The 19911-nt window shown below is 56.2% G+C and carries 17 protein-coding genes; 3 read left to right on the top strand and 14 right to left on the bottom strand.

Features of this window, described 5'->3' with window-relative positions:
• Window position 1: 1 nt before the first annotated feature.
• From ACIQT8_RS16990 to ACIQT8_RS16940, 11 genes are all read right to left on the bottom strand, one after another.
• Entirely contained in the window at window positions 2-1576 is a 1575-nt protein-coding gene (locus ACIQT8_RS16990; RefSeq protein ID WP_400967436.1) for an FGGY-family carbohydrate kinase, read from the bottom strand.
• 60 nt (window positions 1577-1636) lie between these two features.
• Window positions 1637-2353: an HAD family hydrolase gene (locus ACIQT8_RS16985; RefSeq protein ID WP_400967433.1), complete on the bottom strand. Its 717-nt coding sequence runs from the start codon at window positions 2351-2353 to the stop codon at window positions 1637-1639.
• 5 nt (window positions 2354-2358) lie between these two features.
• A complete protein-coding gene (locus ACIQT8_RS16980; protein ID WP_400967430.1) occupies window positions 2359-3843 on the bottom strand; it encodes a mannitol dehydrogenase family protein in 1485 nt (494 codons plus the stop codon).
• A gap of 63 nt (window positions 3844-3906) precedes the next feature.
• Entirely contained in the window at window positions 3907-4683 is a 777-nt protein-coding gene (locus ACIQT8_RS16975; RefSeq protein ID WP_400967427.1) for an L-iditol 2-dehydrogenase, read from the bottom strand.
• Window positions 4680-5678, bottom strand: a complete 999-nt coding sequence (locus ACIQT8_RS16970) for an ABC transporter ATP-binding protein (RefSeq protein WP_138793433.1) — start codon at window positions 5676-5678, stop codon at window positions 4680-4682. Before ACIQT8_RS16970 ends, ACIQT8_RS16975 begins: the two co-directional genes overlap by 4 nt.
• Before the next feature lie 15 nt (window positions 5679-5693).
• Entirely contained in the window at window positions 5694-6518 is an 825-nt protein-coding gene (locus ACIQT8_RS16965) for a carbohydrate ABC transporter permease (RefSeq protein ID WP_262528243.1), read from the bottom strand.
• Between the two features lie 13 nt (window positions 6519-6531).
• Window positions 6532-7404: a carbohydrate ABC transporter permease gene (locus tag ACIQT8_RS16960; protein ID WP_262528242.1), complete on the bottom strand. Its 873-nt coding sequence runs from the start codon at window positions 7402-7404 to the stop codon at window positions 6532-6534.
• 172 nt (window positions 7405-7576) lie between these two features.
• Entirely contained in the window at window positions 7577-8890 is a 1314-nt protein-coding gene (locus ACIQT8_RS16955; RefSeq protein WP_262528241.1) for a sugar ABC transporter substrate-binding protein, read from the bottom strand.
• A 142-nt stretch (window positions 8891-9032) separates the two neighbouring features.
• The gene (locus ACIQT8_RS16950) at window positions 9033-9989 is read right to left on the bottom strand and encodes a sugar-binding transcriptional regulator (protein ID WP_138793437.1); all 957 of its coding nucleotides are present in this window, start codon (window positions 9987-9989) and stop codon (window positions 9033-9035) included.
• A 284-nt stretch (window positions 9990-10273) separates the two neighbouring features.
• Window positions 10274-12124: an ABC transporter ATP-binding protein gene (locus ACIQT8_RS16945; RefSeq protein ID WP_138793440.1), complete on the bottom strand. Its 1851-nt coding sequence runs from the start codon at window positions 12122-12124 to the stop codon at window positions 10274-10276.
• 48 nt (window positions 12125-12172) lie between these two features.
• Window positions 12173-13336 (bottom strand): M20 aminoacylase family protein, encoded by a 1164-nt coding sequence (locus ACIQT8_RS16940; RefSeq protein ID WP_400967420.1) that lies wholly within the window; start codon window positions 13334-13336, stop codon window positions 12173-12175.
• A gap of 309 nt (window positions 13337-13645) precedes the next feature.
• On the opposite strand from ACIQT8_RS16940, the gene ACIQT8_RS16935 reads away from it, so the two are divergent.
• The 3 genes from ACIQT8_RS16935 (at window position 13646) to ACIQT8_RS16925 (ending at window position 17353) form a co-directional block, all read left to right on the top strand.
• Window positions 13646-15355, top strand: a complete 1710-nt coding sequence (locus tag ACIQT8_RS16935; RefSeq protein WP_400967417.1) for a peptide ABC transporter substrate-binding protein — start codon at window positions 13646-13648, stop codon at window positions 15353-15355.
• 74 nt (window positions 15356-15429) lie between these two features.
• On the top strand, window positions 15430-16440 hold the full coding sequence (locus ACIQT8_RS16930) for an ABC transporter permease (RefSeq protein ID WP_138793443.1): 1011 nt from the start codon (window positions 15430-15432) through the stop codon (window positions 16438-16440).
• A complete protein-coding gene (locus tag ACIQT8_RS16925; protein ID WP_138793444.1) occupies window positions 16433-17353 on the top strand; it encodes an ABC transporter permease in 921 nt (306 codons plus the stop codon). Before ACIQT8_RS16930 ends, ACIQT8_RS16925 begins: the two co-directional genes overlap by 8 nt.
• A gap of 43 nt (window positions 17354-17396) precedes the next feature.
• On the opposite strand, the gene ACIQT8_RS16920 is transcribed toward ACIQT8_RS16925, so the two are convergent.
• The 3 genes from ACIQT8_RS16920 to ACIQT8_RS16910 all read right to left on the bottom strand — a co-directional run bounded on the left by ACIQT8_RS16920 (window position 17397) and on the right by ACIQT8_RS16910 (window position 19878).
• The gene (locus ACIQT8_RS16920; protein ID WP_262528237.1) at window positions 17397-17747 is read right to left on the bottom strand and encodes a ribbon-helix-helix domain-containing protein; all 351 of its coding nucleotides are present in this window, start codon (window positions 17745-17747) and stop codon (window positions 17397-17399) included.
• A 73-nt stretch (window positions 17748-17820) separates the two neighbouring features.
• Window positions 17821-18387, bottom strand: coding sequence for a DJ-1/PfpI family protein (locus tag ACIQT8_RS16915; RefSeq protein ID WP_400967411.1), 567 nt, complete (start codon window positions 18385-18387; stop codon window positions 17821-17823).
• 93 nt (window positions 18388-18480) lie between these two features.
• On the bottom strand, window positions 18481-19878 hold the full coding sequence (locus ACIQT8_RS16910; RefSeq protein ID WP_400967408.1) for an amidase: 1398 nt from the start codon (window positions 19876-19878) through the stop codon (window positions 18481-18483).
• Between the last annotated feature and the right edge of the window lie 33 nt (window positions 19879-19911).

The following is a 19911-nucleotide window of genomic DNA, read 5'->3' as shown; positions in this document are numbered from 1 at the left end:
CTCAAAGGCTTTCCAGTTCCTGCCTGTGACGATGCATGGCAAGAAAACGACGGTAATCCCTGTCGTAACCCTTCGCTGCGGACGCGCTCACCGGAACCTCGTCTCCGCCCGGATACATCGCAGCGCCCGCTGCTGCCAGGCCATCGTACACATGGCCGGCCGATGCCGCCGTCATTGCCGTTCCGAGCAGGACGGCGTCGGCAGTTTTGGGAACAACGATGCGCTTCCCGGTAACGTCAGCATAAAGCTCAATCAGGAGCGGATTTTTCACATGTCCACCGGTCACATGAAGTGTCTCGATCACGTAGCCGAAACCTTCCATCGTATCGAGAACGTGGCGTGCTCCGAGAGCTATTGCGACCGCCGTTCGCCAGTAAAGCCGACACAGATTGTCGAAGGAGGTATCGAGCGTCAGGCCACTGATGACACCGACCGCATGAGGATCGGCCAAGGGGGATCGGTTGCCGTGGAAATCGGGCAAGACATGCAGCCGATCGGCGAAAGTATCGCCTTCTCGGGCACGCAACTCCATGACACGGCTGACGATACGCCCGTGCAATTGCGGATTTGGTTCGCCACCCGCAGCATGCATCCGGACGATATGATCGAGAAGCGCCCCCGTCGCAGACTGGCCGCCCTCGACCAGCCAGTGATCGGGCAATACCGCTTGCCAATAAGGCCCCCACAGGCTCTGTCCAGGCATCTGCTCTTCGGACAAAGCGACAAGGCAGCTTGAGGTGCCGGCAATCAGCGCCACGTGTCTGCCAACGTCCGATTGAAGAGAACCACCGAGCGCACCAAGCGCACCGGCATAGGCATCTATCATTCCTGCCGCGACGTGGCACTGGCAGTCAAGACCAAGTTCGGCGGCAGCATCCGGCGTCAGGGTGCCCATGCTGCCACCCGGCTGAACCGTCAGTTCAGGCAGGCCTGCCCGTTCAACGAGATCGGATAACCCTGCCATAGCAAGATAATCTGTCTGCCAGCCAGTTTTCTCCTGCGCCAGAAAATTCCATTTCGCTGTCAACGTGCAATTGGAACGCTGGGCCGATCCAGTAGCCTTCCAGGTCAGGAAGTCAGCCAGATCAAAAGCATAGCCCATCCGTGACCAACTCTCTGGCATATGCTTTTTCAGCCACATCAGTTTCGGCATCTGCATTTCCGGAGACATGCTCTTTCCGGCAAAATCCAGAACCCGGTGCCTGCTATCGGTGAGAAAGTCCGCCTCTGCTATGGCCCGATGATCAAGCCATACAATTGTGTCGAACCGATCTTCACCTGTTGTCGACACGGATACTGGCTGGCCATCACGCCCGCGTATCACCAATGAACAGGTCGCGTCGAAGCCGATTGCAGCAACGCTTTCAGCCGAAACCTCAGCGTCGACGAGAGCTGTACGAACCGCTTTACAGACCGCATCCCATATGTCTGTGGAGTCATGCTCGGCATGGTTTTCTAGCGGCCGGATCATGACGATCGGATTTGTCGCACGCGCAAGCAGCCTACCGGCCGGATCAAAAATGCCGGCACGTGCGCTGCCCGTACCGACATCGACAGCGACGAGATTATGACGCATCAGGTTTCGGTTTCCATCCCTCGCGCGACGACCGTAGACCAGGAGATGGCATTGTTCGCCTCAGAGCGCACCACGTTCCACCTGCTTGCCAGAGCCAACCCGCCCCAAATAACCGTCGACAAGTTGGACCAAATCCGGCATCGCGTCAAACACCGCATCTGCGCCGAGCCCAGCGATTTTTTCCCGAAAGGCGGGAAAACGTGCATGCGAACCGCCCGTGAAAGCAAAGACGGTCATTCCTGCCGCTTTTGCCGCGGCGATACCTGCCGGGCTGTCCTCGATGACGATGCAGTGACCTGGGCTGGCACCCATCTCACGCGCGGCATGTAAAAAAAGATCAGGGGCCGGCTTGCCGTTCTTCACCATGGTGGCGCTGAAGATATGCGGTTCAAAACGGTCGAGAATTCCCGTCAGACCAAGGGAATAGCGGATACGCTCCGGCTGACTGGACGAGGCAACACAGCGTGGCGCAGACAACCTGTCCAGCGTCTCGGCAATTCCGGAGATCGGTTTTAACTCGGTTCGAAACCGCTCGAACAGTGTTGCGCGCATGTGATCGAGAAAATCGATATCCGTTTCGATGCCGTAATCATCAAACAAAGTCGCCGTCATGCTCGATACGCTACGGCCGAGGAACCGGTTATAGGCCTCCTCCTCTCCCATCTCCAGACCGAGATGGGAAAGCATGTCGAGCAGGACTGCGATGGAAACAGGCTCGCTATCGACGAGGACGCCGTCGCAATCGAAAATCAGCAGAGGTTCGTTCCCGTCGCACATTCGCATCACGTCTCGGCCAGCTTGCCGTCCAGATAAAGTTGCAGCGTATTGGCGGTGCCATCTTTCCACAGCGTCGCCAACGCGTGGGCGAAGCGTTTACGGAAAAGCTCCGATTCGGCAACCTCACCGAAGATGTCACGCAACGCGAGAAACGCCATCGGATCGTCCTTCGCTTTGATGGCTGCAGCCTGAAGCCGTTCGGCGCTGGCGTCATTGAACACAATCTGTTTGCCGCTGTCGGACGTTCCGTAGAAATACCGGCACCAGAGCGCGGAAACGAGAGACAGCCCGACGATGTCCTGGCCCGAGGCCAGACGGTCAGCCGTGGATGGCAGGATGAATTTCGGTTGGCGGTTGGAGCCATCCTGCGCAAGACGCGGAATAGTGTCCCCGATCTTCGGATTGAGAAAGCGGCGTTCGATCAGATCGAAATATTCGTTCAGATCCGTGTCTGGCACAGGGGGAATGATCGGAATGATTTCTTCTTTTTCAAGCTTGGCGAGAAACGAACGGATGAGCGGGTGCTCCATCGCTTCATGTACGAAATGGACATCAAGAAGAGCAGCGGGATAAGCGATCGCCGCGTGACCGCCGTTGAGGATGCGAATTTTCATATGTTCGTAGGGTGCGACATCGGGCACGAACTGGACCCCTGCCTTTTCAAGCGCCGGTCGACCTGCAGGAAACTTGTCCTCCATCACCCATTGCTTGAACTCTTCGCAAAAGACCGGCCAATTGTCCTCGATACCGAATTCGTCGCGGGCTATGTTGCGCTCACGCTCACCTGTTGCAGGCGTTATCCGGTCAACCATGGAATTCGGGAACGAGACATTGTCGCCAATCCAGGTGGCAAAGGCAGGATCGGAGAGCGCCGCAAGCCCGACAACAGCGTTTTTCGTAACCTTGCCGTTATGAGGAATGTTGTCGCAGGACATGATCGTAAATGGCTGGATGCCCTTGTCGCGGCGGGCTTTCAATCCCGCAACGATCAATCCGAACACCGACTTCGGTGACGACGGGCTGTTTGCATCTCCGACAATTGCGGGATGGGAGGGATTGAAGTCCCCAGATGCATCAATGAAATAACCGCCTTCGGTGATGGTCATCGAAACGATCCGGATCTTTGGATCGGACAGCGCCTCGATCGTGGTCTGCGCAACCCCCACCGGCAGGATGTCGATCATTGGGCCCGTGACGCGGGCGCCGGTGCGATTGTTGTCCTGCTCCACAACAGTGGTCAGGAAATCCTGGGCAGCAAGCTTCTCACGCATCAACTCATCGGAAGGCAAAACACCGGCTCCAACGATCGCAAAATCCTGGTCGGCCCCCATGTTGAAGAGGTCATCAAGATAGACCGCCTGATGGGCACGATGAAAATTGCCGACACCAAAGTGCACGATTCCGGCACTGAGATCAGAACGGGAATAGGCCGGAACCGATGCCGTTTTTTTGGCTTCATCGAGTGTTGCAAGTGAGAGTTTGCATGTCATGTGACGATCCTCAAAAGGGAAACGTTGTTCGTGCCAACAGGAGAATGCTTGTGCATTCTGCAATCAGCTCATCCAGTTGCCGCCATCCACGTTGTAGGTCTGGGCGACGATGTATTCGGCTTCTGCGGAGGCGAGGAAAATCGCCATGCCGGTCAGATCTTCAGCGCGGCCCATGCGGCCAAACGGTACCGCCTCACCAACAAGCTTCTTCTTTTCGCCGCGCGGCCGGTTTTCGTATTTTGCGAAGAGGGCATCGACACCGTCCCAATGCTCGCCATCCACCACGCCGGGTGCGATCGCGTTGACATTGATGCCGTGTTTGATGAGATCCAGTCCGGCTGACTGCGTCAGACTGATGACGACGGCTTTGGTGGCACAATAAACGGCGACGAGGGCTTCACCGCGGCGACCAGCCTGGCTGGCCATGTTGATGATCTTGCCGCCGTTGCCGCGCTCAATCATCGACTTCGCCGCTGACTGCATCATGAAGAGCGTGCCTGAAACGTTGATGGAGAACAGTCGATCGTAGCTGTCGCGCGAGATCTCAACGATAGGTGCCAGATCAAACAGTGCAGCGTTGTTCACGAGAATGTCGATGCCACCTTGTCGGCTTTCCACAGTCCGGATTGCTGTATCGATCGAATGCTGCTTCGTGACGTCGAGCTCTACCGCATAGGCATTCTCGCCGATCTCATTGGCTGTTTTTGCGGCGCGCTCGAAATTGATGTCGGCAATTGCAACCGTCGCGCCTTCCCGCACATAGGCTTCGGCAAATGCGCGACCGATGCCGCGGGCCGACCCTGTGATGAGGGCCGACTTGCCGTTCAGACGTCCACTCATAATGCGACGCCTTTTTCATTGAAGCGATGGATCTTGGTCTCGTCTGGCGAAATGAAAACCGTGTCACCATGCTTGCAGGCAAATTCGCCATCGGCGCGCGCTGTGACCGGACCGATGCCATCTACGTCGAGGTGCAGGAAAGTGTCGGAGCCGAGATGTTCGGCAACGGTAACAGTACCCCGCCATACTCCATTTTCCTTGGAAAGCGAAAGATGCTCGGGACGGACACCGACAGTTGCCGCACCTTTGGCACGCGCGTAGTCACCCGTGATGAGGTTCATGCGCGGCGAACCGATGAAGCCGGCGACGAAGAGGTTTGCGGGGCTGCGGTAAAGCTCCATCGGAGACCCGACCTGTTCGATATTGCCGCGGTTCAGCACGACGATCTTGTCAGCCATTGTCATGGCTTCGACCTGATCGTGCGTGACGTAAATCATCGTCGTCTTAAGGGTGTTGTGCAGCTCGGAGATTTCGAGCCGCATTGTGCCTCGCAGCGCCGCATCCAGGTTGGAGAGCGGTTCATCGAACAGGAAGGCAGACGGTTCGCGGACGATGGCGCGACCGATGGCAACACGCTGGCGTTGACCACCGGACAACTGCGAGGGACGACGCTCAAGATAATCGGTCAGATTGAGAACACGTGCAGCATCTTCGACCTTCTTGTCGATCACGGCCTTGTCGAGTTTGGCCATTTTCAGCGGAAAGGCGATGTTGTTTCTGACGCTCATATGCGGATAGAGCGCGTAAGACTGAAACACCATAGCAAGGCCACGTTCGGCAGGAGCCTTTTCGGTTACATCCTTGCCATCAATGACAATCTGCCCCCCCGAGACATCCTCTAAACCCGCGATGAGACGCAGGAGCGTGGACTTTCCGCAACCGGAAGGACCGACAAACACGACAAATTCGCCATCGTTGATATCAAGATCAATAGAGGGGATGACCTTGGCTTCACCGAAGACCTTGGAGACTTTTTTTAGCGAAATACTGCCCATTTTTATCGTTCCTTGTTATTTCACCGCGCCAAAGGTCAGGCCGCGCACAAGTTGTTTTTGTGAAAACCAGCCGATGACAAGGATCGGTGCGATCGCCATCATCGAGGCTGCCGAAAGCTTTGCCCAGAAAAGCCCCTGCGGACTGGAGAAGGAGGCGATGAATGCCGTCAACGGTGCTGCATTCGTCGTCGTCAACCGGATGGTCCAGAAGGATTCGTTCCACGCAAGGATGACGTTCAGGAGAAGTGTCGAGGCTATGCCTGGAACTGCCATCGGGGTGAGGACATGAATGATCTCGTTCCACAACGAGGCTCCATCCATACGTGCCGCTTCAAGGATTTCCCCCGGGATTTCGCGAAAATAGGTGTAGAGCATCCATATGACGATGGGCAAATTGATGAAGGTCAGCATGATCGTCAGGCCAATGCGGGTATCGAGAAGGCCGGCATTGCGGAAAATCAGGTAGATCGGCACCAGAACGGCAACCGCCGGCATCATCTTGGTGGAGAGCATCCACATCAAGATGTCCTTGGTGCGCTTCGTCGGAGAAAAGGCCATTGCCCATGCAGCCGGGATGGCGATCATAAGTGCAATGATCGTTGAACCGAGCGACAGGACCACGGAATTCATGAACGGCTTGAAGTAATCGCGCTGCGTCTGCACCGTGATATAATTTTCCAATGTTCCAGAAGGAATGAGGCTAAACCCGGCGATCGCTTCAGGCTCCGTCTTGATGGATGTGAGGAAGGCGTAAAGGATCGGAAAGAACAGGATGAGGGCAACTGCCCATGCGGCAAGAGAAAAGCCGATCTTGGAGCGGGTGGATGTTTTGCGTGCCATGATCTTTATCCCCTTAGCGATCGAGGTTCTTGCCGACGGCGCGCATCAGGAAGATGGCGACGATGTTGGCGAGGATTACAGCAATGATGCCGCCGGCCGATGCGCCACCGACGTCGTAACCGAGCAGCGCGGTGCGGTAGATGAGGAAGGCGAGGTTGGTGGAGGCGTAACCCGGACCACCGTTGGTGGTAACGAGGATTTCTGCATAGACACCGAGCAGGAAGATCGTCTGGATCAGAATAACAACCGTGATGGCTCGGGAAAGATGCGGCAACGTCAAATAGATGAAGCGGTTGACGAAATTCGCGCCATCCATTTCCGCCGCCTCCTTCTGCTCGGCATCAAGCGATTGCAGGGCCGTAAGCAGGATCAGCGTCGCAAACGGCAACCATTGCCACGCAACGATGATGATGATGGACAGAAGCGGAAATTGCGCGAACCAGTCGACCGGTTGCAGGCCAAAGAAGCGTGCTAGATCAGCAAGTACCCCGTAGCCGGGATGCATTATCATGTTCTTCCAGACCAGTGCGGCGACCGGCGGCATCACGAAAAATGGCGAAATGACGAGGATACGGACGATACCTTGTCCAAAAATCTCCTGATCAAGCAGCAATGCGATAGCGGTACCGCCAACAACCGTTATGAGCAGGACACCCCCGACGATCAGGAGTGTGTTCCAGATGGACTGGAAGAAGGCCGGATCGGTGTAGAAGAACTGATAATTGAAGAGCCCAGCAAAACTGACATTGGCCGGGTTCAGAAGATTGTAGTTCTGGAACGAAAACCACAGCGTCATCGCCAGAGGCACGATCATCCAAACCAGCAGCAGCAATACAGACGGTGCAAGCATCAGCCGCGCCAAACCACTTGTGTTCCGCGTCGCCATGGCAACCTCCCACATTCCGGTTATGCCAGTTGTCGCCGAAGCAGCACGCTGGCCTTTTTTGTTCTTGATTGGATCGGATGACAGCCGGGCCCACTATCTCGGCCCGGCATAATTGTAACCCTGAAGTATATCGCTGCCCGGCAAGCCTGCCGGACAGCGATCTTCGGGAGGATTACTTGATGTATCCAGCGCGGGTCATCTCACGCGTTGCGGTGGACTGAGCACCTGCCAGTGCATCGTCAACGCTCGACTGACCGGCGACAACAGCCGAGAAGAGCTGACCAACCGTCGTGCCGAGCGCCTGGAACTCAGGGATCGCTACGAACTGACCACCCGTATAGGGAACCGGCTTGACGGTCGGCTTGGTGATATCGGCAGCGTCCATGGCGGCAAGCGTCGGTTTGGCGAATGGAGCCGCCTTTTCATACTCGGCGTTCTTGTAAAGCGAGGTGCGCGTACCTGGAGGCACGTTTGCCCAACCTTCCTTGGAAGCGACGAGGTCCGTGTATTCCTTGCTGGTTGCCCAGGCAATGAACTTCTCGGCCGCGTCAGACTTCTGCGAGCTCTTCGGGATCGCAAGGTTCCAGGACCACAGCCAATTGCCATGGTTCTTCAACTCGCCCTGCGTTGGGAAGATCGCATAGCCAACCTTGTCGGCCACAGTGGAGTCTTTCGGGTTAGACACGAAGGATGCTGCGACGGTCGCATCGATCCACATGCCGCATTTGCCCTGTTGGAACAGCGTCAGATTTTCGTTGAAGCCGTTCGACGATGCACCGGAAGGGCCGGCATCCTTCATCAGATCGACGTAGAACTGCAGAGCATTTTTCCATTCGGGCTGATCGAACTGGGGCTTCCAGTTTTCATCAAACCATCGGCCGCCAAACGAGTTCGTCAGAGCCGTGATGAAGGCCATGTTCTCGCCCCAACCGGCCTTGCCGCGCAGGCAAATACCGTTGATGTCGGCAGAGCGGTCGGTAACCTTGCGCGCCGCGTCACCGATGAATTCCCAGGTCGGGTTTTCAGGCATCTTCAGACCGGCTTTATCGAACAGATCCTTGCGATACATGATCATCGCGGATTCACCGTAGAATGGAGCGGCGTAAAGTTTACCCTCATTGGACAGACCGCCACGAATTGCGGGCAGGAGATCGTCCACGTCGTACTTGTCGCCAAGTTTTTCGAGCGGCAGCAGCCAGCCCTGCTTGGCCCAGATCGGCACTTCGTAGTTGCCGATGGTCATGATGTCGTATTGACCGCCATTGGTGGCGATATCCGTTGTCACACGTTCACGCAGAACGTTTTCTTCGAGCGTGACCCATTCGACCTGAATGTCAGGGTTCTTGGCCGTGAAGTCGGAGGTAAGCCCCTGCATGCGGATCATGTCGCCATTATTTACGGTGGCGATCGTCAGCGTTTCAGCAGAAGCAAGGGTGGAAAAAGCGAGAGCCGAGCAGGCGCCCAGCAAAATGGTCTTCAACGTCATATCTTCCTCCCAGAAGAAATATTGAGCATTCGCTTTGCTCTGGAGCATTTACTCACCTGGAGGCGATAAAAGTCAAGCAACATCCTGTGCTGCGGCGCACATCAAAAAAACAGAACATTGATTTTATTGAGTTATTTTTTGCTCAATGCGTGAGCAAATATTCACTTGTCGCTTCATCAGTGATGATGCCGTTCAGCAGACCTCCCCGCAAAGCAGCGAGAATCGAGGATTGCTTGCGCTGCCCCTGAGCAAGACCAATAACGGTGCAAGTGTCTCGTGATGGGATCGGAACAGAGGCCACCCGCTCATTGACGGGGTGATCCAGCACCTTGCCATCAGCATCATAAAACCAGCCGCAGATCTCCCCGACCGCGCCGTTTTCCATCAGGGCCTTCATCTCGTCGACCCCAAGAAAACCATCTAGGCAGAGAGGCGCATTTTCACCGAGTTCCCCGACCCCGACAAACGTCACGGATGCCGTAGCACCCAACGCCAGCGTAGAGCGCACGATGGATTGATCATGGAGCAACTCGCGCTCTTCGGCAGACGAGCATAGGACCGGTAACGGCATCGGAAAGTGTCGTGCCTTGATCGCATCAGCCATCGAGAAGATGACGTTGTAGTAGGCCGCAGATCCATCCCGCCCTATATTGCCGGTCAAGGAAACAATCCGATGTTGCGGGCACTCCATCGGTGGCAACTGGTCCACGGCCGCCTTCAGCGTACGTCCGGTTCCTACGGCCAGCACGATCGGCTCAGCACTTTTAAGCCAACGTTCGATTTCAGCCGCCCCCGCCTCAGCAATACCCACTGTCGACGAGACGCCCGCAGGGTCGCTCGGCACGACCTCCGCATGTTTCAGGTTAAACCGCTCTTTGAGCCTCTCAGACTTTTCGAGACAGGCCGCGATTGGGTGATCAAGGCGAACCTTGATTAGCCGTTCGGCAACAGCAAGCGAGACGAGGCGCTGCGCTGATTGGCGCGAAATCCCCATCGCGGCAGCGATTTCGTCCTGCGTACGGCCTGCGACATAGTAAAGCCAGCCGGCGCGTGCCGCATCGTCAAGCCGCCCATGTGCTGCTTCGCTTCGTTTGGCCATCTCGCCGTCCTTGTCCGTATTGCCTAAACATGTGCTGACATTATTTGCCGTCACGTGTCAAACACATGAAGGGGGCTCGAAACGCGCTTGTCACTTGGAAACGACTGCAGCGGACAGCACAAAAGCCGTAGAGCGCCGAAGAGCGTTCAGACGGATATTCCCGCCAAAGCAGATGTTTATATGTGTCGATTGACGGAGACACCCATATGCGCGGTCAACACCGGTAACCGTCCCTTCCTTGCGGTCGAGGGCGGTTTTCCAGATGTCGAAAGCACGTTGCGGCGTTACGCTGCTTCCTGCACCAGGTGGCCAGGCGAGACTTCGCGATAGTTCCGTTGAGGCGGAACGTAGTCGACTGGTCGGATCGGGCTCTTGATCTCATCCGTCGCCATGTTGCGTTTCATCTGCCGTCGTGCAGGATCGGGTACGGGAACTGCCGACATCAGCTTGCGCGTATAGGGATGCTGCGGGTTGTCAAAGACCGCCGCACGTGGGCCGATTTCGACGATTTCACCGAGATACATCACCGCGACACGGTGGCTTACCCGCTCTACGACCGCCATGTCATGAGAGATGAAAAGGAAAGCGAGATTCAGGTTCTGCTGCAGATCCAGGAGAAGATTGCAGACCTGAGCCTTGATGGAAACGTCGAGCGCAGACACCGCCTCGTCTGCAACGATAACCTTGGGATCGAGCATCAGCGAACGCGCGATTGCCACGCGCTGGCGCTGTCCGCCTGAAAATTCGTGCGGGAAACGCTTCATCATATCCGCACTCAGCCCAACTTTTCCCATGAGGTCGGCAGCTTTATCTCGTGCTTCGCTCTTTGAGCCGAGACGATGTTCCACGAACGGCTCCATGATCGCCGCACCGACACTCATGCGCGGATCGAGACTGGCGAACGGGTCCTGGAAAATCATCTGCACACTGCGCCGCATGGTGCGCAGCGTTGTCTTGTCGAGCTTCATAACCTCGTAGCCATCCAGCATGACATTGCCGGATGTGGGCTCGATCAGGCGCGTGATGGATCGACCGGTGGTGGACTTTCCACAACCGGATTCTCCCACCAATGATAGCGTTTCACCTTCAGCGAGATCAAACGAGACTTTTTCAACCGCGTGCACCGCGCCAGACTTACGCCCCAGCAGGCCGGAGCGAATGTCGAAGCGTGTGGTCAAGTCCTTGACCGCCAGAATTGGCGTTCTCGACGTCGACACGGTATCCTTGACCTCAATAACAGGCTGGCTTTCACCGGTCTTGATATCGATGATCGGGAAACGCGAAGGCAGTTCGCGCTCCTTCATGGAACCGAGCTTTGGCACGGCCGACAAAAGCGCGCGGGTATAGGGATGCTTGCCGCGATGAAAAATGTCGTCGGTCGTACCGGTTTCCACAACATCGCCACGGAACATGACGATCGTACGATCCGAAACCTCTGCCACAACACCCATGTCGTGCGTGATGAAGAGAACGGACATGCCCTCTTCTTCCTGCAGTGTCTTGATAAGGTCGAGGATCTGCCCCTGGATCGTGACATCCAGAGCCGTCGTCGGCTCGTCAGCGATCAGGAGCTTGGGTTTCGAGGCAAGCGCCATGGCGATCATCACGCGCTGGCGCATGCCACCCGAAAACTGGTGTGGGTACTCATCGAAACGATTCTTGGCATTCGGGATACGTACCTTCTCCAGGAGACGGATCACCTCGGCCTTTGCTGCCGCCGACGAAATATCCTGATGCACGGTCAAAGCCTCGGCAATCTGCTTGCCGATCGGGAAGATCGGGTTGAGGCTGGTCATCGGCTCCTGGAAAATCATCGAGATGTCCTTGCCACGGACCCTGCGCATTTCCTCTTCGGGCAATGCCAGTAGATCGCGACCACCGAGCATGACCCTACCCTCAATCCTGCTCGATTTCTTGTCGAGAAGGCGCATGATAGACAGTGAGGTGACGCTTTTTCCTGAACCGCTCTCACCAACGATCGCGACCGTTTCACGCGGTGCGATCTCGAAGCTCATGTTACGGACCACAGGTTTCCAGGCGCCGTCGACGCGAAAGGACGTGGTCATGTTCTGTACCGAGAGGACCGGGCTCACTGAACCGCCAGTCTGTTCCATGGACGTTGCCGCCAAAAGCATGCTGTTCTCCTGAAAAGCAGAAGGCGGCCACAGGGGCCGCCAGTTGTCTCACGCAGCGAGTGCGGTTTCGGCCATCGAAACCCAGTAGCTGATGCCGTAAGGCAGCGCATCGTCGTTGAAATCATAAGCGGCATTGTGCAGACCTGCGGTGTCACCGTTGCCGATGAATATGAACGCGCCTGGACGTGCCTCAAGCATGTAGGAAAAATCCTCTGCGCCCATATGAGGGTTGGGGTTGGTGTTGACGGCTGTCTTACCTGCCACCCCCATGGCTACGCCGGTCGCGAACTCGGTTTCTTCGGCGTGATTGAAGGTGACGGGGTAACCGCGGTCATATCTCACTTCGGCTGTGGCGCCGTGTGCCATCGCGGTGGCCGTCGCCACTTCTTTCAAGCGTTTTTCGGCAAAATCACGTGTTTCCGGCAAAAGAGTTCGCACCGTTCCCGTCAACGTCACAGCGCCCGGAATGACGTTCGACGCCGTTCCGCCATGCGTCGTCGCGACCGTCACCACGAGCGACTTCAATGGGTCCATCTCCCGCGAAACGATTGATTGCAGTGCGATGATGACGTGTGCAGACGTCAGTACCGGATCGATCGAAAGGTGCGGCGCGGCGGCATGACTGCCCCTGCCCGTGATGGTGATTTCAAAACTGTCGGCTGCCGCCATCGTCGAGCCTTTGCGGATGGCAAAGTTGCCGACTGGAATGCCCGGCTCATTGTGCATTCCGTAGACCTGCGAAATGCCAAACTTTTCCATCATGCCGTCGTTCAGCATAGCAAGCGCACCAGCCCCACCCTCTTCCGCCGGCTGGAAAATCACGGCGACCGAACCTTTGAAATTGCGGGTTTCGGCAAGGTATTGGGCTGCCCCCAGCAGCATTGCAGTATGGCCGTCATGACCACAGGAATGGGCCTTGCCAGGGGTCTTGGAAGACCATGGTTTGCCGCTGGTTTCCAGGATCGGCAGCGCATCCATGTCGGAACGGAATCCGATCGTCGGGCCATCGCCATGACGCCCCTTGATGATGCCGACAACGCCCGTCTTGCCGATGCCTGTTTCCACAATATCGCAACCGAAGGATTGCAGTTTTTCGGCCACAAATTTCGACGTTTCGAAAACGTCATAGAGCAGTTCCGGAGTCTGATGCAGATGGCGCCTCCAGCCGGCAACTTCTTCCTGCATTTCGGCCACTCGGTTCAATATCGGCATTCCCGCTTTTCCTTTTTTTGTTCCCCGCCGGATTGTTGGTCGGCATATTGCGATGGGATTTTTCAGTTTTGCAAGTGTGAATTTTGCTGCATGCGCGAAAATTAGGCCCTCAACCTCACGGCACAAATTTTGTTCACCGCCGAAACTTTGGGGGTTGCATTTCAAAAAATCCAACAATAGCATCATGGGGAATGCGAGGAGTATTTCCGAGCAAAGTCAAATACTTAAATAAATAGGCTTTGCATAAGACGCTTGAGGAAAGGCGTCATAGACATTCAAACGGATAAAATCCAAAAAGGGGAAAATACAATGAAAAAGCGCAGCGTTCTATTTGCCAGCACTGTCGCGGCACTGGCCCTGGCAGGCTCTGCCGCCCATGCCGAGCGAGGCAGCGACGGCGAACTGAAGATCCTGTTCTGGCAGGCCGTATCGACGCTTAATCCTTATCTTTCGGGTGGCACGAAAGAGGTCTACAGCTCGTCTATGGTCATCGAGCCGCTTGCCCGTTACGACGAAAAAGGTGAGCTCGTTCCGATGCTTGTGAGCGAGATCCCGACAATCGACAATGGCGGCGTCGCCAAAGATCTGCTCAGCATGACCTGGAAGCTGAAGCAGGACGTGAAGTGGTCTGACGGCACGCCGTTCACGGCCGAAGACGTGATCTTCACCTGGAAATATTGCACCGCACCAGATGGCGGCTGCGCCCAGGCTGCGCAATACGAAGGCGTCAAAAGTGTTGAAGCGGTAGATCCCCACACTGTAAAAATCACCTTCACCGAGCCGAAGCCTTACCCCTATTCGGCATTTGTCGGCGCACAGTCACCCGTCATTCAGAAAAAGCAGTTCGAAAACTGCGTTGGTGCTGCGGCACCGGGTTGCACGTCAGCCAACTTTGGTCCGATCGGCACGGGCCCGTTCGTCGTCAAGGACTTCAAGCCAAACGACGTTATCAGCTACGTTGCCAACCCCAACTATCGCGACCCCAGCAAACCGGCCTTTGCGACCGCGACTTTGAAGGGTGGCGGTGATGCTGCATCTGCAGCTCGCGCTGTTCTGGAGACCGGCGAATACGACTATGCCTGGAACATGCAGGTCGAGCCGGAAATCCTCGCAACCATGGTGGCGGCCGGTAAAGGCAAGCTGGAAACGGCGTTCGGCACTCAGGTCGAACGTATCAATCTGAACTGGTACAATGCCGATCCGTCGCTTGGTGACAAACGCTCCACCAAGCAGGCCGGCCCGCACCCGGCTCTGTCCGATCCTGCGGTTCGTCGCGCGCTTTCTCTGGCCATCGATCGTGAAATCATCGACGAAGCCGGTTACGGAGAGGGCGGCAAACCGACCTGCAACATTGTTCCTGCTCCAGAAGCCATTGCCTCGACCAAAAACGACAGCTGGTGCCTCAAGCAGGATGTCGAAGGTGCAAACAAGCTGCTTGATGATGCTGGCTGGGTAAAAGGCTCCGACGGCATCCGCGCCAAGAACGGCGTCAAGCTGTCTTTCCTCTACCAGACATCGACAAACTCCGTCCGCCAGGCAACACAGGAACTGGTCAAGGATATGTGGTCGCAGATTGGCGTTGACGCTGAATTGCGCAACGTCTCGGCGTCCGTCTTCTTCGGTGGCGACCCTGCAAGCCCGGACACCTTCCAGAAATTCTATGCCGACGTCGAAATGTACACGAACAACTTCGATGGCACGGACGCGGAAAAATATCTGGCAGAGTGGCTTTGCGACAAGATCCCTGCTCCTGAAACCGGCTGGCAGGGACAGAATATTCCACGTTATTGCAACCCGGCCTATGACAAACTCGTCGGCGAACTCTCCAAAACCGCCGATCTGGCAAAGCGCGCTGAACTTTCCAAGCAGGCCAATGACATGCTGACGGAAGAAGGTGCGCACATTCCTCTGATCCACCGAGGCAGCGTCTCATCTCATTCGCTGACACTCGAAGGGGTTCGCATGAACGCCTGGGATTCCGAACTCTGGAACGTCGCTGACTGGTCCCGCAAGAAGTAAGATGCAACACGCGCCGGCTTCCCCAATGGGGCAGCCGGCGCTTTGCATTTCCTTGAAGGTCTGGAGACTTTCCGATGTTTACTTTTACGCTCCGACGGCTTCTTTTTGCCGTGCCGACGCTTCTCGTCATCAGCTTTGTGATTTTCGCACTGCTTGATCTGGCGCCCAACGATCCGACCGGCGATCTGCCGCTCACGATCCCACCAGAAGTTCGCGAACAGATCCGGGCTTCCCTTGGTCTCGATCAGCCCTTCCTGATCCGTTACCTCTTGTGGCTGCAACAGTTCTTCATCAACGAACCTCTCAACCTTTTCGAACAGCTCACTGGCTGGCAGATCGGTGACGGCAACCGCACTCGCGTTTTATCCTGGGCAACCCGAAGCCCCGTTGTTGATCTCGTCATCCAGCGCATGCCACAGACCTTGTGGGTTGTTGGACTTGCCTACCTGTTCGGAGCATTGCTGGCGATCCCGATCGGCGTGATCTCCGCCTACAAGCAATATTCGATCTTCGATCAGATCGGCACCTTCGTTTCAATGGTCGGTTATTCGGTCCCGACCTTTTTCACAGGTGTTCTGCTTGTCGTCATCTTCAGTTCCAATCTGCAGTGGTTTCCATCGGTTTATGACACCAACCTAAGGGTCACGGACTGGGCAAGCTTCGTGGCGCAGGTAAAGCAGATGTTCCTGCCAGTGATGGTGCTGACGCTCTACAACGTCTCACAGATCAGCCGATTTGTACGAGCCTCCATGCTCGACAACCTTCATCAGGACTATGTCCGCACAGCCAGAGCAAAGGGCGTAAAGGAAAAGGCCGTTCTGTTGGTACACGTCTTGCGAAACAGTCTAATTCCGGTTGTTACCGTCATCGCACTCGGCGTTCCGACAATCTTCTCGGGGGCAATCATCACCGAGCAGATCTTCCGCGTGAACGGCCTTGGTCAACTGCTGATCACCGCCGTGCAGGGTGCAGATATCCCGCTCGTGCAAACATTGACCTTCATCTTTGCCGTGCTGATCGTGCTTTTCAATTTGATTGCTGACGTTCTCTACGGCATTCTTGATCCGAGGATACGCTATGACTGACGCCACTGTTGCAGCGCCAGCCGTTGCCGCCACTCCAACACAATCAGCACTGGCCGATATCTGGAAACAGTTCAGGGCTCACAAGGGCGGCGTCGTTGGACTGATTGTTTTTGTGTTCATTCTGCTCGCCGTCTACGTAGGGCCCTATATCCACACAGTCGCGCCCAATGCTCTCAATGTGAAGGACCGCAACCAGTGGCCTTCTCTGGCTCACCCGTTCGGGACAGACAACCTTGGCAAGGACATGCTCGCGCAAGTCCTTGCTGGCGGACGTATCTCGCTTGCGGTTGGCATCACCGCCATGCTGCTTGCGCTTGTCCTGGGCACACTGGTGGGCGTGCTGTCGGGATACTTCCGCAGGCTGGACGGCCCGCTCATGCGCCTCACCGATCTGTTTCTGGCGCTGCCGCTTTTGCCCCTGCTACTGGTCATCATCATGCTGTTTCGCGACACGCTCCGGGCGGCATTCGGCCCGGAAAGCGGGATATTCATCCTGATCGTTTTCGTCATTGGAATTACGAGCTGGATGCACACGGCACGTATCGTTCGCGGCGATGTGCTGACAATCAAGAACCAGGAGTTCATTCTGGCAGCAAAGTCGAGCGGCATGCGCGAATACCGCATCATCCTGCGCCATATCCTGCCAAACGTCCTGAGCTCTATCATGGTTTCGGCAACACTTGGCATCGCGTCGGCAATCATCACGGAATCGGCTTTGTCCTTCCTCGGTCTCGGCTTCCCATCCGACTTTCCGACATGGGGGCGACTGTTGTTTGATGGAGCAAACTTTCTCCAGCTCACCCCATCCCGTGTCCTGTGGCCAGGACTTGCGATCTCACTCACAGTGCTGAGCGTCAACTATATCGGTGATGCAGTGCGAGACGCCTTGGACCCTCGCGCGCTGAAAAACTGAGCAACAGATGCGGCGCTTGTCGGCGCCGCATCATCCCCGCCGCTCAGTGGTAATTGATCTTTTCGGAATCAAGAATGCTGTCAGCGTCCAGTCCCGCGATCGCGACATCCGTACGAGCCGGGATATCACCGGATAACTGCAGGGCGAGATAGCGACCGCAACAGACACGCAGGAACGAGGTAAAGTTTCCGAGGTCATGCCCCGCATCAATCGATTCATTGTAAAGCTTGGCAATGAGCTGAACACTGTTCATGCCGTCCCTGCGGGCGATTTCATCCAGTGTTGTCCAGAAGAAATTCTCAAGCCTGACGCTTGTGACCATTCCGTCAATCCGCAGCGAGCGGGTATGGCTTTCCCAGAGCGCTGGATCCGCCTTGATGAACAGCTTGCACATGGTTTCCTCCCTCACCATAGTCTGAACGATAAACGGGAAACAGCGCTGGTAAAAGCCCTGTTCCGACGCGTGTCTATTGACCGAGAACGGTCATGAACTGGCGGAGCCACGCCGGATGAGCCGGCCAGGCAGGTGCCGTTACCAGCTTGCCATCGGTGACAGCCGCATCGATGGCGATATCAGCATATGTACCGCCGGCAAGCTCAACCTCGGGGCGACAGGCCGGATAGGCTGAACATGTGCGCCCTTTTAGAACGTTCGCGGCCGCCAGCAATTGCGCGCCATGACAAACAGCGGCAACCGGCTTATCCGTTTCGAAGAAATGTTTAACCGCAGAGAGAACATCCGCATTGAGGCGCAGATACTCCGGCGCACGCCCCCCTGGAATAACAAGCGCGTCGTAATCAACCACCTTGATCTCAGAGAAAGTCGCGTTGAGCGCAAAATTATGGCCACGCTTTTCCGTGTAGGTCTGGTCACCTTCAAAATCATGGATGGCGGTGGCGATGGACTGGCCCGCCTTTTTTCCGGGGCAAGCGGCGTGAACGGTATGACCAACAGCCAGAAGGGTCTGAAAGGGCACCATCGTTTCGTAATCTTCGGCGAAATCGCCAACGATCATCAGTATCTTTTTCGGCATGAATGTTCCTCCCGTAAGAATGCCTGGAGCAAGCTAACAGGAGGAACATCGAGGCGGGTATTATGACGTTACTACACGCAGAATAATGACAAATCAGCGCGCCTGTGGCGGCTCCGGCCAATTCGTCACACCACCGGTCCAATCTTCAAACACCTTGGAAAGCTTCAGCACCAGGAGGTCAGCGTAGCGAGGGCCAACAATCTGCAAACCGATCGGCATGCCCGACGTCGAAAATCCGCAATTGATCGAGGAAGCAGGTTGCTCTGACATGTTCCACGGCACAGTGAAGGCGATATGCTCGAAAGGCCGTTGCGGATCATTGGTGGGTGATGCCCAGTCGGCAGGATAGGACACAATAGGATTTGTCGGCGAAATCACGGCATCGACCGTCTGCATCAACCGTCCGCAGCTTTTGCGCATCTCCATCGTCTGGTTGAAACCAAAGACGGCTCGTGCACCGGAAACATCCGCTCCCTTGACAGCCCATTCGTGGATATAGGGCAATATTGAAGCGCGCCGCTCATCGCTCAGGGTGACAATATCGCCCCAGAACTTTGCGCGCCAGAAGTCGTCAAGCCCATCCAGCATATCCCGTGTCAGAACCGGCTCAACCGGTACGACGATCGCACCCGCCGCCTCGAACAGTTTTGCAGCAGCCAGGACTGCCTCGCGCACTTCGACATCGACGGCCAATCCACAACCGGCATCCAGCATCAGTCCGATCTTGAGACCCTTTACATCAACATCAAGGTCCATCCAGTTGATATCATTGGGCGGCAATGATGTACCATCACGCCAGTCCGGGCGAGAAAGTGTCGCCATGGCGTAAGCACTGTCCACAACGCTACGCGTCATAGGACCTGCACAGCGACCGGTATAATAGGGATCGACTGGAATGCGGCCCTGGCTCGGCTTGAAGCCAAACAGACCGGTCCACCCCGCAGGTAAGCGCACCGACCCTCCGATGTCCGTGCCGATATGCAGCGTGCCGTAGCTGGCTGCGCCGGCAGAGGCTGCACCTGCGCTTGAACCACCCGGGTTTTGGCTCGGGTTCCACGGATTGCGGCTTAATTTGTGGAAGCTGGACAGGCCAGATGACAGCATGCCGTAGTCGGGGCACGTCGTCTTTGCATAAATGATGGCTCCATCCTCGCGGCAACGTGCAGCGACCGGTGCGTCCTCGGCCGCCGGCACCAGTTCCACGGCCTTGGTACCGAGCGGTATCGGCTGGCCCTTCGTGGCGATCAACTCTTTGAGTGACACCGGAATTCCGTCAAGTGGCCCGACTGTCTCGCCCTTTTGCCAACGGTCGGTGGACGCTGCAGCCTGTTTTTGAGCATCCTCCGGATCATAGGCATAAAGCGCATTCACCACAGGCTCGAAAGCCGCGATCCGCGCTTCTACCGATTGCCAATATTCCGATGGTGACAGCTTTTTCTCGGCGTAGAGCGCCAGAATTTCGAGCGTGTTGAGTTGATGGAGATCGGTCATGTGCTTCGTCTCGTCAAAATCATACGGGGATAT

It is taken from the genome of Agrobacterium sp. NPDC090273 (assembly GCF_044772305.1).
Classification (GTDB): Bacteria; Pseudomonadota; Alphaproteobacteria; order Rhizobiales; family Rhizobiaceae; genus Agrobacterium.
The sequence above is the reverse complement of the archived record's forward strand: the minus strand, read 5'-3'. Positions and strand labels throughout refer to the sequence as shown.

Excerpts from the sequence above, each read along its gene's own strand:
- ACIQT8_RS16985 (WP_400967433.1), bottom strand. The coding sequence starts at position 2,353 with ATGTGCGACGGGAACGAACCTCTGCTGATTTTCGATTGCGACGGCGTC.
- ACIQT8_RS16975 (WP_400967427.1), bottom strand. The coding sequence starts at position 4,683 with ATGAGTGGACGTCTGAACGGCAAGTCGGCCCTCATCACAGGGTCGGCC.
- ACIQT8_RS16920 (WP_262528237.1), bottom strand. The coding sequence starts at position 17,747 with ATGTGCAAGCTGTTCATCAAGGCGGATCCAGCGCTCTGGGAAAGCCAT.
- ACIQT8_RS16930 (WP_138793443.1), top strand. The coding sequence starts at position 15,430 with ATGTTTACTTTTACGCTCCGACGGCTTCTTTTTGCCGTGCCGACGCTT.
- ACIQT8_RS16940 (WP_400967420.1), bottom strand. The coding sequence starts at position 13,336 with ATGCCGATATTGAACCGAGTGGCCGAAATGCAGGAAGAAGTTGCCGGC.
- ACIQT8_RS16980 (WP_400967430.1), bottom strand. The coding sequence starts at position 3,843 with ATGACATGCAAACTCTCACTTGCAACACTCGATGAAGCCAAAAAAACG.
- ACIQT8_RS16915 (WP_400967411.1), bottom strand. The coding sequence starts at position 18,387 with ATGCCGAAAAAGATACTGATGATCGTTGGCGATTTCGCCGAAGATTAC.
- ACIQT8_RS16965 (WP_262528243.1), bottom strand. The coding sequence starts at position 6,518 with ATGGCACGCAAAACATCCACCCGCTCCAAGATCGGCTTTTCTCTTGCC.
- ACIQT8_RS16945 (WP_138793440.1), bottom strand. The coding sequence starts at position 12,124 with ATGCTTTTGGCGGCAACGTCCATGGAACAGACTGGCGGTTCAGTGAGC.
- ACIQT8_RS16960 (WP_262528242.1), bottom strand. The coding sequence starts at position 7,404 with ATGGCGACGCGGAACACAAGTGGTTTGGCGCGGCTGATGCTTGCACCG.
- ACIQT8_RS16910 (WP_400967408.1), bottom strand. The coding sequence starts at position 19,878 with ATGACCGATCTCCATCAACTCAACACGCTCGAAATTCTGGCGCTCTAC.
- ACIQT8_RS16955 (WP_262528241.1), bottom strand. The coding sequence starts at position 8,890 with ATGACGTTGAAGACCATTTTGCTGGGCGCCTGCTCGGCTCTCGCTTTT.
- ACIQT8_RS16925 (WP_138793444.1), top strand. The coding sequence starts at position 16,433 with ATGACTGACGCCACTGTTGCAGCGCCAGCCGTTGCCGCCACTCCAACA.
- ACIQT8_RS16970 (WP_138793433.1), bottom strand. The coding sequence starts at position 5,678 with ATGGGCAGTATTTCGCTAAAAAAAGTCTCCAAGGTCTTCGGTGAAGCC.
- ACIQT8_RS16950 (WP_138793437.1), bottom strand. The coding sequence starts at position 9,989 with ATGGCCAAACGAAGCGAAGCAGCACATGGGCGGCTTGACGATGCGGCA.
- ACIQT8_RS16990 (WP_400967436.1), bottom strand. The coding sequence starts at position 1,576 with ATGCGTCATAATCTCGTCGCTGTCGATGTCGGTACGGGCAGCGCACGT.
- ACIQT8_RS16935 (WP_400967417.1), top strand. The coding sequence starts at position 13,646 with ATGAAAAAGCGCAGCGTTCTATTTGCCAGCACTGTCGCGGCACTGGCC.